18 protein-coding genes are annotated in these 20,071 nt (G+C 60.7%); 9 read left to right on the forward strand and 9 right to left on the reverse strand.

The annotated features are described in order from the left end of the window. Positions 1 to 6 precede the first annotated feature (6 nt). The gene (locus tag IRI77_RS08955; RefSeq protein WP_194451727.1) at positions 7 to 1,575 is read left to right on the forward strand and encodes a hypothetical protein; all 1,569 of its coding nucleotides are present in this window, start codon (positions 7 to 9) and stop codon (positions 1,573 to 1,575) included. Between the two features lie 932 nt (positions 1,576 to 2,507). After that, on the forward strand, positions 2,508 to 2,972 hold the full coding sequence (locus IRI77_RS08960; protein ID WP_194451728.1) for a hypothetical protein: 465 nt from the start codon (positions 2,508 to 2,510) through the stop codon (positions 2,970 to 2,972). An 11-nt stretch (positions 2,973 to 2,983) separates the two neighbouring features. Here the strand turns inward: IRI77_RS08960 and IRI77_RS08965 are convergent, their stop codons facing one another. Then, a complete protein-coding gene (locus tag IRI77_RS08965) occupies positions 2,984 to 3,445 on the reverse strand; it encodes a hypothetical protein (protein ID WP_194451729.1) in 462 nt (153 codons plus the stop codon). A gap of 473 nt (positions 3,446 to 3,918) precedes the next feature. Here IRI77_RS08965 and IRI77_RS08970 point away from each other — a divergent pair, with 473 nt between their 5' ends. The 7 genes from IRI77_RS08970 to IRI77_RS09000 all read left to right on the forward strand — a co-directional run bounded on the left by IRI77_RS08970 (position 3,919) and on the right by IRI77_RS09000 (position 12,256). Further along, on the forward strand, positions 3,919 to 4,569 hold the full coding sequence (locus IRI77_RS08970) for a hypothetical protein (protein ID WP_194451730.1): 651 nt from the start codon (positions 3,919 to 3,921) through the stop codon (positions 4,567 to 4,569). 22 nt (positions 4,570 to 4,591) lie between these two features. Then, positions 4,592 to 5,677, forward strand: a complete 1,086-nt coding sequence (locus IRI77_RS08975; RefSeq protein ID WP_194451731.1) for a toll/interleukin-1 receptor domain-containing protein — start codon at positions 4,592 to 4,594, stop codon at positions 5,675 to 5,677. A gap of 446 nt (positions 5,678 to 6,123) precedes the next feature. Next, positions 6,124 to 6,984, forward strand: coding sequence for a restriction endonuclease (locus IRI77_RS08980; protein ID WP_194451732.1), 861 nt, complete (start codon positions 6,124 to 6,126; stop codon positions 6,982 to 6,984). A gap of 1,308 nt (positions 6,985 to 8,292) precedes the next feature. Beyond that, entirely contained in the window at positions 8,293 to 9,750 is a 1,458-nt protein-coding gene (gnd, locus tag IRI77_RS08985; protein ID WP_194451733.1) for a decarboxylating NADP(+)-dependent phosphogluconate dehydrogenase, read from the forward strand. 25 nt (positions 9,751 to 9,775) lie between these two features. After that, complete coding sequence (locus tag IRI77_RS08990; RefSeq protein ID WP_194451734.1) at positions 9,776 to 10,858, forward strand: sugar kinase; 1,083 nt, start codon at positions 9,776 to 9,778, stop codon at positions 10,856 to 10,858. Between the two features lie 181 nt (positions 10,859 to 11,039). Next, positions 11,040 to 11,597, forward strand: a complete 558-nt coding sequence (locus IRI77_RS08995; RefSeq protein WP_194451735.1) for a KdsC family phosphatase — start codon at positions 11,040 to 11,042, stop codon at positions 11,595 to 11,597. Continuing rightward, entirely contained in the window at positions 11,594 to 12,256 is a 663-nt protein-coding gene (locus IRI77_RS09000) for a DUF5612 domain-containing protein (RefSeq protein WP_194451736.1), read from the forward strand. The genes IRI77_RS08995 and IRI77_RS09000 overlap by 4 nt, the downstream gene beginning before the upstream one ends. Positions 12,257 to 12,344: 88 nt before the next feature. Here IRI77_RS09000 and IRI77_RS09005 read toward each other — a convergent pair whose 3' ends face one another. The 8 genes from IRI77_RS09005 to IRI77_RS09040 all read right to left on the reverse strand — a co-directional run bounded on the left by IRI77_RS09005 (position 12,345) and on the right by IRI77_RS09040 (position 19,998). Beyond that, positions 12,345 to 12,491: a hypothetical protein gene (locus tag IRI77_RS09005; protein ID WP_194451737.1), complete on the reverse strand. Its 147-nt coding sequence runs from the start codon at positions 12,489 to 12,491 to the stop codon at positions 12,345 to 12,347. Between the two features lie 259 nt (positions 12,492 to 12,750). Continuing rightward, positions 12,751 to 13,125 carry a zf-HC2 domain-containing protein gene (locus IRI77_RS09010; RefSeq protein WP_194451738.1) on the reverse strand — a complete coding sequence of 125 codons (375 nt, stop codon included), beginning with the start codon at positions 13,123 to 13,125 and terminating at the stop codon, positions 12,751 to 12,753. A gap of 105 nt (positions 13,126 to 13,230) precedes the next feature. Further along, positions 13,231 to 13,950, reverse strand: coding sequence for an RNA polymerase sigma factor (locus tag IRI77_RS09015; RefSeq protein ID WP_228486651.1), 720 nt, complete (start codon positions 13,948 to 13,950; stop codon positions 13,231 to 13,233). 1,071 nt (positions 13,951 to 15,021) lie between these two features. Further along, complete coding sequence (locus IRI77_RS09020; RefSeq protein ID WP_194451739.1) at positions 15,022 to 15,855, reverse strand: DUF4159 domain-containing protein; 834 nt, start codon at positions 15,853 to 15,855, stop codon at positions 15,022 to 15,024. Positions 15,856 to 15,931: 76 nt separating this feature from the next. Next, on the reverse strand, positions 15,932 to 16,555 hold the full coding sequence (locus IRI77_RS09025; RefSeq protein WP_194451740.1) for a hypothetical protein: 624 nt from the start codon (positions 16,553 to 16,555) through the stop codon (positions 15,932 to 15,934). Positions 16,556 to 16,659: 104 nt separating this feature from the next. Continuing rightward, positions 16,660 to 17,010, reverse strand: a complete 351-nt coding sequence (locus IRI77_RS09030; RefSeq protein ID WP_194451741.1) for a hypothetical protein — start codon at positions 17,008 to 17,010, stop codon at positions 16,660 to 16,662. Between the two features lie 65 nt (positions 17,011 to 17,075). Beyond that, a complete protein-coding gene (locus IRI77_RS09035) occupies positions 17,076 to 18,617 on the reverse strand; it encodes a hypothetical protein (protein ID WP_228486652.1) in 1,542 nt (513 codons plus the stop codon). A 187-nt stretch (positions 18,618 to 18,804) separates the two neighbouring features. Then, the gene (locus IRI77_RS09040; RefSeq protein WP_194451742.1) at positions 18,805 to 19,998 is read right to left on the reverse strand and encodes a response regulator; all 1,194 of its coding nucleotides are present in this window, start codon (positions 19,996 to 19,998) and stop codon (positions 18,805 to 18,807) included. Between the last annotated feature and the right edge of the window lie 73 nt (positions 19,999 to 20,071).

Here is a 20,071-nt window from a genome sequence, read left to right on the forward strand (position 1 = left end):
AAAGCCATGCTGATCTGGAAACTGATTCTTGCCGATCCGGCACGGCGGCTGGTTGCCCCGCTGCTGTGTCTAACTTTCCTCCTGAGCGTTAGTGCCGCGCTGAGCCATAACGATTTCATGCTGGGCATGGGCAAGGTGATCTTCGCCGCGCTGTTCGCCGTGAGCGAGGGCCACCGCCGCGCCGGCATCTATCAAATGTCGCTGCCAATACCGGCGCGCACCCTCTGGGCAGCGCGCATGGCAGTGCTGCTGACACTCTTCTGCGGGCCACAGATCATCATCGTCGCCGTGATGCTGGCGGCCGGGCACCCCTTAGACGCTGCGGCGCAGGGACCTCTGCGTTCGGCCGCGGCCATGGCACTCGGCCTGATGTGCTGGCAGCTTGTTCAATTCCGGCGGATGGAGTTGTCGCGCGGTTGGGCCATCACCGCAATGATCGCCACGCCCTTGCTGGCTGTGGCCGCGGCGCTCACTCCGCGATTGGTACCGGGGTGGACTTACCTGCTGGTCGTGGCGTTCACGGCTGTCCTGGCCTGGTGGCACGCCCAGCGGCTGCCGTTGAACTATGAGACCGCGCCGGATCCAAGCGTCGCGGAGCGGCCGGAGCCAGCCGCGTCCGCCGTGCCGGGGCAACGCCGCGCCTGGCCGCAACGCATATTCTGGAATTCCGTGATGGGTTGGCCGTTCTGGCTATTCGTGCCGGTTCTGGTGTTTCAATCCCTGATGGGCAATTGGCCGCTGTCTGCCTTCTATGCGGTCATCTTCTCCACTGCCTATTGGCGCCGCGTCTCCTGGGTCTTCTCACTGCCTGTCGGCCGCCGAACGCTGTTGGCGTGGCGCGTTGTGCCGGCCCTCCTGCTGGTCCTGGGCTCGTACTGGCTGGCCTTGTGGGTGCCGTTGGCCCGCGGCGGGCTGGTGACCCAGTTTGGGCGGAACCGTCTCGACGTGCCGCTGCTGCTTTGGGAGCGATCTCCCAGCGGAGCCGCGCCGGAGATCCGGGCACCGTGGGGCGAGAGCCTGCATTCGCCAGTGGAGCGCATTCTGGGCGGATGGTTCTACAATCCCTACGCCGTCTCGGCTCAGTCCAGCGCGCGTTTCCGCAACTGGCAATTCGAACGCGCCACTGAGGCCGTCTATGGCCCGTCCCTCCCGGTGGCCGAAACGGCAAACCAGGACGCGCCCTGGATTCGCATGCCCAGCGGGAATCTGCTGCACGCGGCGCTGGCCGAGCAGGTGATGCTCATCCTGATAGTGCTCTACCTGCAGTGGATCGCGCTGGTGCCGGTCGGCTTCTCCTGGGGCCAGGGCTGGCGGGGCGGGACGTTCGTCCTGCTCATGATTGCTCCCCTGCTGCCGCTCATCTTCCCGATGCCCTTCTGGAGTGAGTCCGTCACTCATTCGGGCGTGGCTTTGACTCCGTGGGCGGTTCACCTGCTGCCTGCCAACGGAGCCGTCCTGGCCGGACTGGCCCTCTCGGCCGCCTTGCTGGGATTGTGGCTGATGTTCCAGTTCTTCGAACGCACGGACCTGGCGCAACAGCCCGTGCCGTCAGGCAATTCGCTACTGGGCATGTAGCCAGGGGAAGACGCCGCGGACCAGCCGGCGCTCCAACCGGTTGTGCCGCGAAGGGGAGAGTGGGCGCTCGTGGCCAGCGGGCGAGGCTCGCTCGCTGCGAGGGAATGCATGCGGAATCTGCCTGAAGATGCTGGAAACGAGAACCATGGCGGTGGGCTCGCGATCGACCGGTTTCGGTTTCTTGCCGAGAATCTGAGCCGATCTATCAACGCGAGAACTTCGCCCTGCTGCCGCACCGCATGCCGGTGGCTGATAGCTCATCTGCGTGGGAGTGGTAATTAGGGAGTCATTGAAGAATGGACTGGTTCGCGGTTCCCGTTTGTGGCGGGAGCCCGGTGCGGCCATCCCCGAGGCTCCAGTGCACTCTCGGAATGGAGAGTCTCGGAGGATTTCAAGGACTCCGGCATCGGCAGAGGCTCCCTTAGGTTTACTGGCGCGGCCCACAGGGCCAGAGTGGGAGTTCCTGACAAAGTTCCTGACTTAGTTGAGCTGCGGTAGAGCGCCTGCACGTCATTGCCCGCATCACGGCTCAGGACCGTGGATGGTGGACGTCCTCGTCTGTCACGCTCGCTTTCTTCCGCAGATATTCAATACCGGAATCTCCAGAATTCCAATATCGGAAGCCTTACCAGACCTGAGTGATCCAAACTGACGGGGTGCTGTTCTCAGCAGCCGAAGTCCTGGCGAGGGAGCAGCCGCCATGCGAGCTTCTTGCCGGCATATTCGCACAGTTCGTGGTAGACAACCTGAGGAAGCCTCGCCTGTCATTCATTACCGTCGAGAATGGATGCTTTTGCGGCATTTCGCGAAGCGACAGACCAGGACGTCCCCCGTGCCGTCCCCCGTGCCCCCGTACTGCCGGCGATTCGCCAAATGACAGGACGTCCCCCGTGCTGCGTACGTGCTAAGATCTCCCGGAGGCTAGGATCGCCATGGCTTTCGTATCTGACTCCAGACACCGCGCTCGATACGCCGTCTCTCCCGCCGCAGATAAGCAGATTGCCGATATCAAGATCCTGTTGGAGGCCATACGCATTCTGCCGATATGCACGCCCATGAAAAGGAGAATGTTGGTTCATGCAATTTGGGAGGTGGCCTTTGCGACTGGAAACACTCAGCGGGCGTTCATGGGGCGGTACCGGAGCGAGGCCGTAGTCAATCAGCCAGGGATGAAGATTCAGCGTGACCACATCTACAAGAAAGAAGCGCTCGTTCAGGAGTTGCTTGGCCCATCGCCAAACCTTGACGAGATCCTCGACCACGCTCATTGCTGTGTTGTAACTGAGGAAGAACACAAACGGCTTGGCCATGTAGACGACGCAATCGACGGCTGGGAGAGGTACCGTGCGGCAGGTATCACGGTCTACGACATGGTTGACGAGACAAGCATCGTTTAGGCGGGCACGGCTCACATCGCGGAGGCCGCATGGATCACCTGAAGATGCCAGTCTCGCTCTTGCCGCAGAGGATTGAGTATCCGCTCGTGCTCTTCGGGACTCAGTCTCATTTTCTGAACCCGTCGAATCATGACGTCCAGTTCGATCCGGCGCGCACGCGCCAATTTCATTATGAGGGCGTAGTCGCCAACATCCTTGCAGTTCTCATACGCTCGCCGGATGTCCTCCAGTTTTTGTTTCTCCTCGCGGAGGAGGGCGTCACCAGCAGATTCAACAACAGGAGCAACTGGTGCTGTACTGCTGGCGGAATCCGAAACCGGCGTTGATGGAACCGACGATGAGCACGCAGTCATCATTAGGGCGAGAGCGCCCATCAGAACAACGGAAACGCGAAGCACAATCAGAGTATAGAAGCTATCAGAGAAAGGTGGACGTCCTGGTCTGTCACGCTCGCTTTCTTCGCGGATATTCAATACCGGAATCTCCAGAATTCCAATATCTGAGGCTTTGCAAGACCTGAGCGCCTCAGGCTGGCGGGATGCTGTTCTGAGCAACAGCAGTCCAGGCTGGTGGCAGCCGCCATGCGGACTTCTTGTCGGGAAATGCGCGCAGACGCTCCAAGCTGCCTTTGGCAAGACCAAAGGATCATTCAGAACTGCTGAAAATGGGTACCTTTGCGGCATTTCGCAGAGTGACAGACCAGGACGTCCCTCGTGCTGATGCCTAATGCCACGTGCCGGACGGTGCATGCCGCTGTCGCGGTTCACCAGATCCCTCCACTAGATTAAATGGGGAGGCCAATTTTAAGCCTATCCCGGAACCGATTGTGAATATAATGATTGCTGGTCTGTGATGCAGTTCGTGGAGGCACATCCGTGGGCCCCGGTGGACCAAGGTCAGACGGATTGGCAACTAGGCAGCCAAACACAGGCGATTGGAATCACGTGTGGACACCTCAATTCAGTTGATGCGGCTCGGCTTCGATGGAAAGTGGTCCGCTGAGGAGCTCGGCCAAGCGCTGATCAGCATTGCAGATCTCTACAATTTGCGTCTATTCCTGGAGTACCAGCGAGAAGAGTTCCTCGAGCGCGAGCGCGCCTATGAGGAGCTACTACTCCCACCATCCGTCCGGACTCGTTGGAGGCGCGAGCTATCGTTTCTTGGGCCGCTGGGTCGTGTTTCAAGTCTTGGTTTCATTCCCCAATCACTTGATGGAGCCGAGTGGGCGCGGCTATTCGTACCAGAGGAACGATTGCAAATCCGAAGGATCAGCTACGCTTCTCCGGGCTTCAGCGATTTGGCCGGAATTGGGACAGTTGTTGGCCACCTCAAGGACTTCATTCTCAAACTCGTCGAACGACGCGACCTCCGTACGCAGCGAGAATTGAATGATGAGCGAGCGGCTCTGGAGAACGAACGCATGCGGATTGAAAACGCACGGAACTTCGTGGCCCTTGGCAAAGACCTCGGTTACTCGGAAATGGAACTCCGGGTGCTTGTGGCCTATGTAGATAGGAAGCAAGAACCACTTGTCCGCCTCGCTGACAAGCAGAAACTGAGTAGTGTATCGACACCGGAGTCGAGCAATGAAGAATAGGACCTGAAACTGGGGAGAAGACATGGCTGAATCCGACAAGTCGAAGACTGCCGACGCCGAGCTCTTGCAGGTGAGTGGGTCCACGCCCCTCGTCTTTATAAGCCACGACGCCCGAGATGCTGAATTGGCCGAAGCGTTCAGCAAACTACTTAAGAGTGTCAGTGCCGGAATGATCAAAACATTTCGATCTTCCGACAAGAAGGGAACCGAAGGGATCGACTTCGGCGAGGAGTGGTACAAGCGGCTGATGACCCAGTTGCAGTCCACGTCGGATGTAGTGTGCCTCTTCACCGAGCGTAGCCTTGACCGCCCATGGATTCTCTTTGAGGCCGGAGTGGCTAAGGGAAAGCTAAGCACACCCGTTCTCGGCGTAGCGCTTGGAGTTCCTCTAGCCCGCGTGAGTGCCGGCCCTTTCTATCAATTCATGAACATGGATGACAGCGAAGCGGACCTCACGAAGCTCGTGAATCAGCTTGCGCGGCGGGTCCCGAACCTCGAGCTCGATACCGATGTAGTGACGAGCCAAGTGGCTAATTTCAAAGCCACTGAAGCGGCAATTCTCAAGAAGCTCTCATCGGGAAACGCGAAGTCAGAAGCGCAAGTAGATGTTGATGAGAGCGCTGTAGCGAAGCTGGCGGAGGAGATGAAGGCTTTGCCATCGAGGGTAGCGGAGCGCTTAGCTGAGGTGGGCGATCCATTCAGACGCCGCAGGTTACGGCGATTCCACCCGATGATGTTCGAGGAGTTGATGCACATGTCTGGCGAACCGGGCGATCCTGTCGCAATCCTCATGGCGGCCAGTGTCGTTCGTGAAGACGTGCCATGGCTATACGAATTAGCTATGGAGGCTTACAGGGCGGTGAAGGCCGAGGACACTGAAGCAGTCGAGCGCGAGATGAAGCGACTGCGCCGATTCGCGGACGTGATGGCGCATGGACCATTCATGGAGGAGCTTGGATTTGGGAGTAAAGAAACTCACATGCTCGCGATGGAGTTTCCGCGGGTACTAGAGCATATGTTGATGCGAACGCTCGAGATGCGCAAGTCGCAACGGCCCTTGCGGCGGAGGTCCCAGAAGGCCCGGATGGAGACGGAATCCGGCAAGTGAAATGTGCTACATGCATGCAGTGGAGTCGGATGGCTAATCCACCGGCCAAGCCGTGTTTCGTTCCCAATGTCATTCCGACATACTCTCAGGCAGATGGACATCTGTGAGGTAACCTAGTGCAGTGGATTGTGATGGAGAAGAGGGCGATAGATGGAACCAGAGAAGAAACCCCTCTTTCCTGAGGGCCGGAACGCCCATCGCGAGCGCTCAATCCGTCGGATGCTGAAGCGGCGACTCAAAGCCGCAGGTCCGCCCGGCATCTACGCCGAGCGCGGCCTCCAGGTAACTGGGGCTACGGATCTTCTGGATTAGAATGTGCGCCCGGAAGACATTCTCCATCGTTTGGGATCCGCAAATCCAACGACGACGTGGGTTTACGAGTAATTGCATAAAGCACACCACGCACAATATTATTGAATGAATGTTGATATATATCAGCAACTGCTATGTCTGACCTTACGTTCTTCGAGAAGCAGAAGTTTGAAAAAGTCTTGGGTATGGGAAGTGGGTATGTCCTTAGTTTCAGCGACAGGACATTCGCCCAGTTCGTTCTTGAAAGCACAGGGCTGGACATCGAAGAGGACGAGTATCACGTCAACGGCCGATCTAAGGCGAAGCGCCTTCGAACCTTCTGGCAGATTCAGCCCAATGCTGTTGTCGGAAAACTGCTCTGCGATCTCCTCAACTACAGTGAGGATAAAGGCGCGCAGGCCCAGATTTGCAGATTGATCGCGGGGCGGCTTCTCGCTGGTGAACCTGCGACTAAGAGACAGAACGCCAGCGCGCCAACACCGCAGACTCAGCCTATAGGCCACGCTCAGCATGACCGGTTCGCTACGCTCTTGCGGGACTTGATGAAGCTTCAACCCCACCCGAGGGGATTTGCTTTTGAGAAGTTTCTCGATGAGGTGTTCGCGACCTTCGACCTGGCACCTCGTCGGTCATTCCGGTTGGTCGGTGAGCAAATAGATGGCAGCTTTCACCTTGCCAACGAAACCTATCTGGTCGAGGCGAAATGGCAGGATCAGCAGATCGGGAATCGAGAGCTTCAGAGTTTCGCCGGTGCGGTCCGCACAAAATCAGCATGGGCACGAGGCTTGTATGTAAGCTACTCAGGATTCACGGAAGATGGATTAATTGCGTTTGGGCGCGGAGATGCCACCCGAATTATCTGCATCGACGGATTTGAGCTGTGGCAGATTTTCAATCGCAATCTGAGTCTGACCGACGTGCTAACGCTTAAGACCAGACGCGCTGCGGAAACTGGGCGAGCATATTTCCCAGTGCGTGAGCTTTATGAGCTGTGACTGCGGATTCTGAGCGATGCCGATTATCGGTCTGATCCCTATCTGATCACGATTCCGCGATGAGGCCGAGCCCCACCGGCTAGCGTCGAGCCGACGTCGGCTCTTCGCATCGGACCGCGCCGGACCATCGAACCCGCGGTCCGCAGATCCTCCTACAGGAGATTCGGTTGCCGCAGGTGAGTCGGCCTTTGAATCAGTTGAAAATCGTCCTGCGATTGGTCGCCCAGGGGGGGCTCAACCATCGCCATATCGCTGCCAGTTACGCCGTCGGGCAAGCCACAGGTTCGGACCAGTTCTTACGAGCCCGAGCCCCTGGGCATCGAGACGAGAACATTCCCGGCTGGCGGGACGAGGATTGCTTGCCCCCGTTGGTGGCATCACCGCACGCCAGTACCCCGTTTGGGATTGGAACTCGTAATGTCCCGTTTCCTTGAACCTTTCCACGTTAGTTGCCGTATACTTCCAGTGAGGGTAAACCCCTCCGGAGGTGAAACATGAACCAGCTGACAAGCTGGCTAGTGCCTAGCTTCCGTCTCCGATTGTGCAGGTAGTGCCACGAAAGTTTCAAGTCGCGCCAGGGTACGGCTGAGAGCGCTATCTGCCGGTGAGTCTCGCGAGACACCGCACTCCTGAGGGGGCACCCAATGGAGCCAATTGGAAACCTGGTCGTCGGAATGCCTTGAACCAACCCGAAATGGGAAGGTGATGGATTGGCATAATCCTTGAATGAGGATGAAGTTCCGCCGTCAAGGGGTGGCTCGGAAGCGAAAGGTACCGGCAACTGCTGTTGTGGCGGGAGCCTACGAACACTGAACTGTGTTCTACCCATAAAACGTGCCAGGCCACCCTGAAATCAACTAATCTCCCCCAATGAAAAACTCTGGCCCCAACCGCGTAGCGTGAGCCCGCGCCATAGCCTCCTCTGACATCGATTCTGTCATGGGCAGAACGTAAGGTGCGAACATTGGCTTCAGCATTGCCATCCGCTGCCGGCGCGTGATTTCGCCCCGCAACGCCAACTGGTGTGCCTTGTGCATTAGCCGATCGAGGATCGAGTCGGCTATCGTCATCTCATCGCGGGGCTACGCGTCCCATCTCGCCCTCCGGCACCCAATTCGGATTTTGCTGTATGATAGTCTCGTCCAGTCAACTGACATGGCAATTCTGGACAGTTGTAACCCGCCAGGGCCAGGACGCCAGCAATGGCGGAGCCTCGCCTTTGCTGAAAATCATTCCGTTCTCCGCCGGCCCGCGGTCCCTCTTATCGCCGCGCGGCGGAGGCTATGAAGGCATTCATCAGGAGCGAATATGCAATCCGCAAGTTGTGACATCGGCCTCGTCGGCCTGGCTGTCATGGGCCAGAACCTGGTCCTGAATATGAACGACCACGGCTACAAGGTGGCCGTCTTCAATCGCACAGTCTCCAAAGTAGACGATTTCCTCGCCAACGAAGCCCAGGGCACGATGGTGGAAGGCGCGCACTCGATGGAAGAGCTCGCGAGCCTGCTGAAGCGCCCGCGCCGCGTGATGCTGATGGTCAAGGCCGGCGAGACGGTCGACCGCATGATCGACGCCGTCCTGCCCTACCTCGAAGCCGGCGACATCATCATTGATGGCGGCAACTCCCACTTCCCCGACACCAACCGCCGCACCAAGAGCCTCGAAGAGAAAGGCATCCTCTACATCGGCACCGGCGTCTCCGGTGGCGAAGAGGGCGCGCGCCGCGGTCCGTCCATCATGCCCGGCGGCAATCCGGCAGCCTGGCCGCATGTGAAAGAGATCTTCCAGGCCATCTCGGCCAAGGTGGAAGACGGCACCCCCTGCTGCGACTGGGTGGGCGAGAACGGTGCCGGCCACTACGTCAAGATGGTCCACAACGGCATCGAGTACGGCGACATGCAGCTCATCTGCGAAGCCTACCAACTGCTGAAGGACGGCCTGGGCCTGAATGCCGACGAGCTCCACGAAGTCTTCGACAACTGGAACCAGGGCGAGCTCGACAGCTACCTGATCGACATCACCAGCCAGATCTTCGCCAAGAAGGATGACGACGGCTCGCCCATCGTCGATAAGATCCTCGACACCGCGGGCCAGAAGGGCACCGGCAAGTGGACCTGCCTCAGCGCGCTCGACCTCGGCATGCCCGTCACCCTCATCGGCGAAGCCGTCTTCTCGCGCTGCCTGTCGGCCATCAAGGACGAACGGGTGGCCGCCTCGGCGATCCTGCCCGGTCCGGGCTACGCCGCCAAGGAAGACCGCGCCGCCTTCATTGAAGACGTGCGCCGCGCCCTCTACTGCTCCAAGGTGATCAGCTACGCGCAGGGCTACATGCTGCTGCGGGAAGCGGCCAAGGAACAGGGCTGGAACCTGAACTTCGGCGGCATCGCCCTGATGTGGCGCGGCGGCTGCATCATCCGCAGCCGGTTCCTGGGCAAGATCAAGGACGCCTTCGACAAGAACCCGAACCTGAACAACCTGCTGCTGGACGAGTTCTTCACCAGTCTGCTGGTGAACTACCAGGCCTCGTGGCGCCGGGCGATCATCCAGGCCATCCAGTACGGTGTACCGACCCCCGCCTTCACCACCGCCCTGGCGTTCTATGATGGCTATCGCACGGGCCGTTTGCCGGCGAACCTGCTGCAGGCCCAGCGCGATTTCTTCGGCGCGCATACCTATGAGCGTGTCGACAAGCCGCGCGGCGAGTTCTTCCATACGAATTGGACCGGCCGCGGCGGACGCGTTGCATCCGGCATCTACACTGTCTAAGAGAGGCTCAGCGAGGGAAACTCGAATGAAATATGGTTTGAATATTCTTCCGGAAGGCGCGCTGGACTTCCTGTCCCTGGGCGCCCTGGTCCACCGTCTGGATCCGGGTGTCATCCCGTTCCGCAAGGCGACCGACTGCCACATCCACGTCAGCGGCGGTGAATTCAACTGCGCCGCCAACCTGGCCGACTGCTTCGGGCTCAACACCGGCGTCGCCAGCGCCATGGTCGACTACCCGATCGGCGAACTGATCGCCGAGCGCGTCAAGGCCATGGGCGTGAAGCCCTTCTACAAGCGCTTCAAGCACAACGGCGTGAACGGCCCCAACATGGCCGCCGTTTACAGCGATCGCGGCCAGGGCGTACGCGCGCCTGTCGTGTTCTACAACCGCTGCAACGAAGCGGGCGCCCAACTGAAACCCGGCGACTTCGACTGGCCGGCCATCTTCGGCCAGGGCGTGCGCTGGTTCCACAGCGGCGGCATCTTCGCCGCCCTGTCGGAGACCACCGGCGAGCTGATCATCGAAGGCATGAAGGCCGCCAAGGCAGCCGGCGCCATCACCTCGTTCGACCTCAACTACCGCGCCAAGCTCTGGAACATCTGGGGCGGCCACGACAAGGCGCTCTCCGTTCTCGCCCGCATCGTCGAGCATTGCGACGTGCTGGTGGGCAATGAAGAGGACCTGCAGATGGGCCTCGGCATTCCCGGACCCGAGGTCGCCGCCAAGTCCAAGCTCGATCCCAGCACCTTCTTCGGCATGATCGACAAGGTCGTCGAGAAGTATCCCAAGGTCAAAATCGTCGCCACCACGCTCCGCGAGGTCCATTCGACCAACCGGCATAGCTGGGGCGCGGTGGCCTGGATCGACGGCCAGACCTATGTCACGCCGACAGCCGAGCTCGACGTGCTCGACCGCGTAGGCGGCGGCGACGGCTACGCTTCCGGCTTCTTCTACGGCCTGCTGACCGGGCTCGAGCCCGACGAAGCGGTCCGCTTGGGCTGGGCGCACGGCGCGCTGCTGACCACCTTCCCCGGCGACACCACCATGGCCACCGTGGACATGGTCAAGGCGTTCGCCAAGGGCGGTTCGGCCCGCATCCAGCGCTAGCCATCCAGACGGCAATCCGCCGCCGGACTTCCAAAATCCGTGTGGATCCGTGTGAATCCGTGGCCAGGTAGAAAGGGCCACTGATGGACACGGATCCACACGGATAGTACAGCAACACCCGCCCCAAATCCCGTGCGCTGATAGCTGGCAACTTCCAGTACCCGCAAGAGAGAATTCATCCATGCCCCCAGTCGTCACCCCCGATGTGCGCGAGCGCGCCGCCAAGATCAAGCTGGTCCTGATGGACGTCGACGGCGTCCTCACCGACGGGAAGTATTTCCATGTCCCCAATCCGGCCGGCGGCCTGTTTGAAGTGAAGCTGTTCGACTCCCAGGACGGCATCGCCCTGCAGTGGCTCTATCGCACCGGCATCAAGACCGGCCTCATCAGCGGCCGCGATGCCCAGGCTACGGCCGAGCGCGCCCGCAGCAGCCACATGACCTACTGCTACATGGGCAATACCGAGAAGCTGCCCATCTTCCACGAGATCCTGGCCGACTCCGGCCTCACGCCGGACCAGATCGCCTACCTCGGCGACGACCTCACCGACGCCATACTGATGAAGCGCGTCGGCCTGGCCGTGGCCGTCGGCAATGCCACGCCCGAAGTGAAAGGCTGCGCCCACTACGTCACCAAAGCGGTCGGCGGCTCCGGTGCGTTGCGCGAGGCGACGGAAGTCATTCTCGACGCCCAGGGGCAGTGGGAAGGCATTCTGCGGCATTATGAAGTAATCGCATGAGCCTGGAACGAATCGGCGCCGTCATCTCCGTTGTGAACGCCCCCGGTGTGCTGCACGAGCTCACCGGGATCATCGCCGCCCACAACGGCAACATCCTCTCGGTGGAAATGCTCTCCAGCCCGGATCCGGCCGAATCGCGCATCTACTTCGAGATCGAACTCGAAACCGCGCCCGCCGCCCTGCTGGTGGACATCGGCGCGCTGCCGGCTGTGAAATCGGTGGCCTCTGAGAAGAGCCTGCAGAAGATATACGGCAAGCGGATCATCATCATGGGCGGCGGAGCACAGGTCGGACAGGTGGCCATCGGAGCCATTATGGAAGCCGACCGCCACAACATCCGCGGCGAGCACATCTCCGTGGATACGATTCCCCTGGTGGGCGAACAGGCCCTGGCCGATGCAGTGCGAGCCGTGCCTCGCCTGCCGCGTGCCCGCGCACTGGTCCTGGCCGGATCGCTGATGGGCGGGGATATCGAGAAGGCGGTCCGCGAGGTCCGGGCGCAAGGCCTGCTGGTGGTCAGCCTGAACATGGCGGGCAGCGTCCCCGACGCGGCGGACCTGGTAGTCACCGACCCGGTGCAGGCCGGAGTGATGACGGTAATGGCGGTAGCCGAAACGGCCAAGTTCAGCGTGGAGCGGCTGAAGCGCCGCGTCTTCTAGCAACCCGGTTCCGAACTCCGCCCCCCCCGTTGGGAGGGCGGACGCCCTCGTCCGCAGCCGGTCCCCTGACCGGCACACGATTACCATCTCAGCAGTAATCTTTCAGCGGCATTCCGTTCGGCAGCAGCTCTTCGGCAGCAGCCTTCAGCGGAAGTCCTTCATGATGACGCTGATGACGCTGGCCAAAACGGCCAAGTTCAGCATAGAGCGCCTGCAGCGCCGCGTCTTCTAGCAACCCGACTCCGAACTCCGCACCCCGTTGGGAGGGCGGACGCCCTCGTCCGCAGCCGGTCCCCTGATCGGCTCTCGATGACCGGCAGCCTGTAAGCAGCAGTCCTTCAGCTGCCGTCCTTCAGCAGCAGTCCTTCAGCACCATTCGTTCTCTTTCAGAGGCATTCTTCCTCCGCCTCTCGCCACCCGTACCGCCAACCCTACCTCACCAGAAACACGCAAGCCTCCACTGATTCTGTCCGCAGCCACCAGCCCCGCCCGTCTTACCGGCCCCGGACCCGGTTCCACATTCGCGCCCACCAGCCTTCCGGCTCGGCAGCAGGAGCACCCTCTGGCTCAGCCTCGCTCGCCGTTTCCCCCGTCCCGGGTTCTTCGCCCGAAAAGCTCTTCTCCATCTCCTCCGCCTCAACCTGCATGGCAGCGGAACGAAACACGCCGGCAAACTCTTCTTCCTGTTCGACGGAGTCCAGGCACTTAGCACAAACCAGTAGATGTTCTTCGATCACTTCGCGCGTAACGCCCGACAGCCGGTTCGCCAGATAGTCTTCCATCTCGGCTTCCGTCAGGCACTTGCCAACAGAACGACGCAGCATCAGGCCCTCCTGCGCGCCGTCGTCCTCCCAGCCCAATGAAGTCATGAGCAGCCTCCAAAAGCCAGCGCGCCAAGTCTAGGTATTCAGATCCTAGTATCTCAGCGAAACACTGGGCGGAACAGGTCTAATTGTCGATTCAGAAGACTAGTGTTATCCGCCAGAGGCTCTTCTCAAGACTTTTTCATTAAGCCCGCTGTGCGACAGTCGCCTGCGGCCCAGTTCCCCGAACCTGGCCTTGGCCCTGGACTTAAGCAGCCGGAACTGCGTCTCAGAGAGGCTCATCTCCTCGCAGATCTGCTCCTGCGGTTGCTCGTAGAGATAGAAGCGGGTCAGGATCTCACGGTCCCGCCGAGAGATTCCGCGCAGCACCCGCACCATCAGTTCCGTCTTCTCATCCTGGATGGCCCGCTGTTCGGGATTCTGGCGGATGTCCGGCACCCTTCCGCCCAGTTCCAGATCGGCGAATTCCCGCCGGCTGGTGACGGCGTCGTCGATGAAGGCAGCCACTTGCCGCCGCACCACCGTGCGCACAAAGCCCATCAGCCGCTCCGGTTCGCGGAGTCCGCCGCTCTGAATCGCCTGGACCACAATCAGAAAGGTGTCGTGCACCTTGTCGTCCAACTCCTGTGGTCCCAGGTGCCGGCAGAGATAGTAGCGGACACCCCGCGAAAAGATGCGGTAAAGCTCCTCCATCGCGCCATTGTCGCTGTCCTGGATCCGCTCCACTAGCGCCGCCCATCTCTCTCCGCCGAAGTCGGCCGCCTCGCCCTGGGCCGGCAGCGTATTGGCTTGAGGGGCGGCGGGCACTACACCCATGCCGGGACCGTCTTCGGGTTCCCTATGCGCTCCCTCACTGGATAATCTTGGCATGCAGGTCACTCCTTGCCCACAACGCAATCGGCGGTCTCAAACCGTGGCATGGACCGCCGACTCCTGAACCGAACTGAGATCGCGTCAAATGTCTGCGTCTCTCGATCTGGGTTACGGCCTTCGAACGCTCCCCGAGCGCACTCCGCCCGACTCGGGAGGCAGCCCCCGGCGCCATTCCCTGGTCCGGCAACCACCCCGGGCAGCAGTCCGGCGAGGTCACTCCGCTCATCGCTCTCGGAGACGCCCACAGCATTTTCAATAAATACGATCTTAATGTCCGAATTGATGACGGACTGATTCCTACGAACCAGGGGCGAGCCGGCGGAATCCGCGCACGAGGCCCGGGCACCCCTGTTTCCGGGGCGCACGGAGGGAACGAGGTGCTCCGGTTCCACGCTTTCCCGAAAGTGCGGCCTCGTGTCAATTCCAGCGCGTTCACTGGACACAACCGCCCTTTTACTGTCCGCGCCAGTCAAGGCAGACGCGCCCACAGTGAATTTCGGAAAATGACCGAGGTACGACAGAACGGCGCTCCAAACGAAGATGGGTCCTATCCCTCCGGGGGAGGCTGGCCCCAACTGGACGATGACTTGGGAGTACTGCGACCAGTAGTACTCGCAGAAATCATATCATCATCTTTGCATCAAGGTAGATTAATTTTTGTACTTTCTTCTATTCCATTCGGACGTGTTCTACATGTGGAACTAGTGATATCCCCAGCGAATATTCTCAATACTTCCAGGAGAGAGCACACCGATAAAGAGCAATGCCGCCAGGTCCTCGTTCTGCAATCCCGCCCTGGCACGCTCCACTGCATCGTTGGCCACAGCGGCCAGCCTGATCCGCAATGGCCCGCCAGCAGCGCAATCCCCCTGCATCCCTATGTAAACACACACCATTCTCTAGAAGAAGGAGTGCCTGGAAGCGTCAGGCGGTGCGACTGCGGGACCGGAGCCAAGCCATGCGCTGGGAGGGGGAAAGTGGAGGATCTCAGTCCACTTAAGTGGACGCGGCGCGCCTGCAAAGCCGGCGATACGACGCATGGCACCGGCATAAACCGCTATCTGATAGCTAGTGCGTCATTGAGTAAACTACATAATTCGCGGCGATTCGGATGCCCAGGGCCGAGTACTTCTCGGGATAGGCCGGGGAATCGGCCCACTCCAATGAGTCCCCTATATCCATGTTGAAGCAGATCGCCACCATGAGCCGGCCCTTGTCGTCATAGATGCCCCGCCAATGCGGCTCATAACCGTCGCGTTCATACGTACGCCCGCTTTCCACGAACTGTTCACCGGGAATCTGGTAGCGTTCATCTAAATCGTAAAGTACGTGAAATATCGGATCGCGCGATTCGATTTCGACGATGGGCCTGTCGGGGAAGACACGCTGCATGCTCTCCGCGAAGATGGCCCACTCGCGAGTTCCGTGGAAATCGTCACACATGAAAAATCCACCGCGCAGCAGGTATTCGCGCATTTTCACCACCTGGGCATCGGTGAGGCTCCAGTGTCCGACTTCCACGCCGTACATCCACGGCCAATTGAAGACATCGTCACCGTCATCCAGGTTGACCGGTTGTTCCACTGAGCGCACATGGATGCGGGTGAGCCGCCGCAAAGCGCGCGCGAAGTGGCGGTCGGCCCGCGGATAGTCCATCGTCCAGAAGGAATTGCCCTGCGACCAGTCGCCCATGCCGCCACCTCTTCGGAAGCGGAAGCCGCCCGCCGGAGGATACATCAGGCGCGCAAAGACCCACTCGGATTTCTCGCCGTAGTCGGGGGGCAAGGGGTCATTTTCGTTCTCGAAGCCGGGGAATTCGCGAAAGGGCTTCTGAAAGGCGCAGACCAAGCCTACGCCAAAGACACCCAGGGCTAGGAGCCAGCGAACCGTTCTGAGATTCATGGCCAGTCGTCTAGCCAGAGAATAGCATTCCCGCGCGGCGTTCACGCGGCTGCCCGCCGTGGGGGGTGGCCCGCCGCTAGTCCAGCAGGCTGGGGGAGGACCCGGGAGACGACCGCTCGGCCAGGCCCGGGGCATCCCCGGTCTTGCGCCGCGGCTTGATGCGGATGCGCAGGCGGACCACCAGGCGCGGCGGATCCAGCACCCACCCCCACGCTTGCAACACTGGTTGGGGCAGCGTCATCGGCTGGATTTCAGGCGGCTCGCTATTGAACCGCGCATCGCGAGTGACCATCGTCGAAGACCGCGCACTCCGGCCGCGAACCGGCCGGAAGCTCGCGAAAACCGCCCCGCAATGTTCACAGTGGTGCTTGTTCGCGCCCAACGCGGCTCGCAGTGCCATCATCGTTCCGGTCTGCACCAGGTCTGGGCGCGCATCGGACAGCTCCTGATTCAGGCAACCCGGACACTTCGCGTAGAACAGATCCTTGAACCGCACCGGGTTGCCGCGGAACTTGTACTGGCAATTGCGGCAGCGGAAGCGGTACGAACCACAGAGCTCCATCAGGAAATCGTAGACGCCGCGCGGCTGCCTGACCGCCACGTCGCCGGACGTGCACTCAGGGCAGGAGACCAGATTGTGCTTCGACCGTGCCATGACCGTGGCTGGGCCAGCAGTGACCTTCCCATTGAAAGCAGACACGACCCCTCCGGCCGCATCTCATCAAAAAATTAGCCTACCACCAACGCGCCGAAAGCGGCACCCTGGACACACTATTTGTTGTACGGGCTTCAACTGTGGCGCGGCTAACGCAGCGTCACGGCATAGCGCGACAACTCGCCGCGCAGCATCGACGTGAACGACTCGAAATCGTCCTCGGCCCACACCACATGCTGGAAGCCAATGGCGACGCTCTCGCACCACAGCACGGCCAGCCGCAGCTTTGCCCCGAGCCGGCGAAAAACCCAGCGGTATTCCCCCGTCGAAAGCAGCCAGAAACATTCGGCCTCGCCTTGCCGCTCCAAAGCCTCCAGGGCTTCGCGCAACGCAGCCAGCGCAATGAGGCCGTCGGCCGCGCGCGCCGTCGTAGTGCCCTCTCCGTCATGGAAAGTACAGACCAGGCGTCCAAAATCGTCGTTGTCAAAGGAGAGGCGCATGTTCGTATTTTACGCCTTCCCGGCCCGATTCTCCTGGCCGGGAAGGCACAAATCACCAGCAATCGTTATGGATTCGGACCATTGTGGCAGCTGTAGCAGCCGATCAATGCGCCCTTGGCGAACGTCTTGGTTCCTCGTTCCGTCTGGAAGGAACGCGGAGCCAGGGCCGCCGAAAGCACCGTGCCGCGCAGGTCTCCACCATGGCAGTCGCGGCAGGCGCCGGAGCCCTGCTTCTCCACACGGTCTCCATGCTGGCTCACCCAACTCGCGCCCAGCGGGTGGAGCCCGTGCGGGCCGGCCGTGGACGAACTCGAGAGGGACGCGTGGCACGTGGAGCACTCCGCCAGGGTGCCGGTGTGGCCTTGCAGGCGGGTGACCATCAGGTTGTCGTTGTCGTGCGAGGAGGGATACTCGGCATGCGTCGGGCCATGGCATGCCTCGCACGCGAGCCCGCCGTGGCCGGCGGACGCTTTGTAGAGCACGCCCGTTTTGGTGGCAAAACGGGGATCAGCCGGTGGACGCAGGGGTCCGCCCGCATACGAGAAGGCGTCCCGCTGCCGGATCTGGCCCGCGAATTTGACGGCCGTGCCGGTGTGGCAATTCTCGCAACCCGGTTCGTCGATCCAACCCTTGCGGCCGGCTGCGCCGACCTGGGTCATGCTGCCATGGCAGTTCTGGCACTGCATCCCGGCATTGCCCATGGCGCCGCGCAGGCACTTCGTCACGGAACCCGGATGACAGTTGTAGCAAGCCTCTCGGTCGGCCGCGGTGCCCGTCTCAATGATCGCTGCGTGCTTCCTGTGCAGCACCTGCGTCAGCGGAGTACCCTTGGTGGTTCCCAGGGCGTTTGAGGCGTGGCATCCCGCGCACAGAACAGGCTGGCTGGCCTTCAGCTTGGTGCCGTGCCGTTCGTCGTGCAGCGCGAGAATGTTCAACTTGTAGTCTTTGTTCGGATCCGGGTCAAACGCCCATTGTTTGGGCATCGCCGTGCTGTACTTGGATCCGGATGCATGGCAGTTGGCGCAGGCCATCTCGTCCGAGACGGGCAGCACCACGTCCGCCGTGGCCAGGACTTTATTGGTGGCGTCGCGGGCCGTCAGGCGCATCAGGGGGTAGTAGTTCTTCTCGCCCTTCCCCTTCGGGTTGTCCGGATAGGGCGTGATGGGAACACCTTCTGCCACGAACTGCGCAGAGGTTGCCTGCCAGGTCATGGGTTTCGAAGCGTTGGAGGTTCCTGGCATGGCATGGCCGGCCAGTCCCATCTCAGGTGCAAGAGGAGCAGTCAGTCCGAAGAGCTTCTGCGCATATTGCCAGAAGTTTGTTTTGCCCGCCGAGGAACGATTGATGGATCCAGTGGGGTCGGCGACGGCTTCGTAAGTGAGCCGGATGTTGGTGGGAGTCTTGACGAGTTTCCCATTGGGATCGATCAACTGGGCGTGAAGGTTGTTGTACGGCGGAAGGATGGAGAAAACGGAGTAGTCATTGCCATCCACGCAATGCATTCCGAGATCGTTCCAGCCAACCAGGACATAGCGTCCTTTGCCGGAAGAGGGAGTATCTGCGATGGCGACCGAACACACCGCAAACAGCAATACAACGGCAAACATTGACAATTTAGCAAAGTTTGTCATTCGCAGGTCCCTTTCAAAGTTGGTATGGGACCGCAGATGCACCGCCGCCAGCGAGGTGACATGATTCAGGAAGAATCAGCAAATTAAGGCTTTTGGGATCTGGAAGTAGGCGAATACCTTAAGAAGATATTCAGCACCTTAAAATACTGTATTAGTTCTGTGGCTAGCTCAGGTGCGCGTTGACTTCCGCCAGCAGCACGGAGGCGTGCACCGGTTTGTTCAGGAAGGCGGCCATGCCCTTCTGCCGGCACTGTGCGCGAACCTGGTCAGAGACCTCGGCGGTCAAGGCAAGAATTGGCACGTCGAGGTAGTTCGCCATTTTCCGGATGTGCTCGGTCGTCTCCAGTCCGTCCATGCCGGGCATCTGCAGATCCATCAGGATGAGATGGTACTGGCGGGCGGTGGCGGCCGCAATGGCGGCGGGACCGTCGCTGGCGCAATCGAATTCGAAGCCGCCCTTGGTCAGGATGGCGCTCAACACCTGCTGCGAAATACGGTTGTCTTCCACCACCAGCAACCGGACCGTGTTCGGCCTCGTCTGGCTGCCGCGCATGCTCGAGGTGACCAGTACGGGCTTCGGCAGTTGCAGCGGAATCTCGGCCGTCATCAGGCTGCCGCCGCCGGCGCTGCTCTCCAGCACCAGGTCGCCGCCCAGCAGTTGCACGACGCGCCGCGTCAGCGCCAACCCCAGGCCGATGCCGTTGAACCGGCGCATGCCGCCGTCTTCCACATGATCGAAGGTCTCGAAGACCTCGCGTACGTTTTCCGGAGTGATCGACGTATTGGTGCAGCGCGCGGAGAGGTGCAGGGTGAACTGGCGCCCCATAACGCCTTCCGACTTCGCCTGTAAGAGGATATCCCCGGTTTCCGAGGTCTGGATGGCGTGCTGCGTCAGCAGCGTCAGCACCTGGCGCACCCGGTAAGCATCTCCAATCGCCGTGCGCGGGAGATTGTTATCCGGAAGATAGCGCAGTTCCAGCCCTTTGGCGCGGGCCCGCGGCATATGCTCCGCCGCGGCGTTGTGCAGCGTGTCCTCGAGGTGGAATTCCGCCTCGTCGAGTTGCACACAGCCCGAGGAGAGCGAGGTGTACTCCAGGGTATCGTTCAGCAGGTCGAACAGGCCGTGGGCGCACTGCCGAGCCGCCTGGACGTAGTCTCTTTGCTCGTCGTCCAACTGCGTCTCCAGCAGCAGGTCGGCCATGCCGAGGATGCCGCTGAGGGGTGTCCTGATCTCGTGGTTCAGGCTGGCCAGAAACTGGAGCTTGGGGGTAGAGCTACCCTCGGTCGAATGACCCGAGGCTGCCCCGTTCACCGGTTTCGCGGAAAATGTCGAAAGTCTGAGCCGATTCGGACTCATGGATACCTGAAGGAGTCATCGGCGCCCTTCGGTCGAAAGTTTAGGAGAAACCGACGGATAAGAGCTAAGGCCG

This window comes from Paludibaculum fermentans (genome assembly GCF_015277775.1).
Classification (GTDB): Bacteria; Acidobacteriota; Terriglobia; order Bryobacterales; family Bryobacteraceae; genus Paludibaculum; species Paludibaculum fermentans.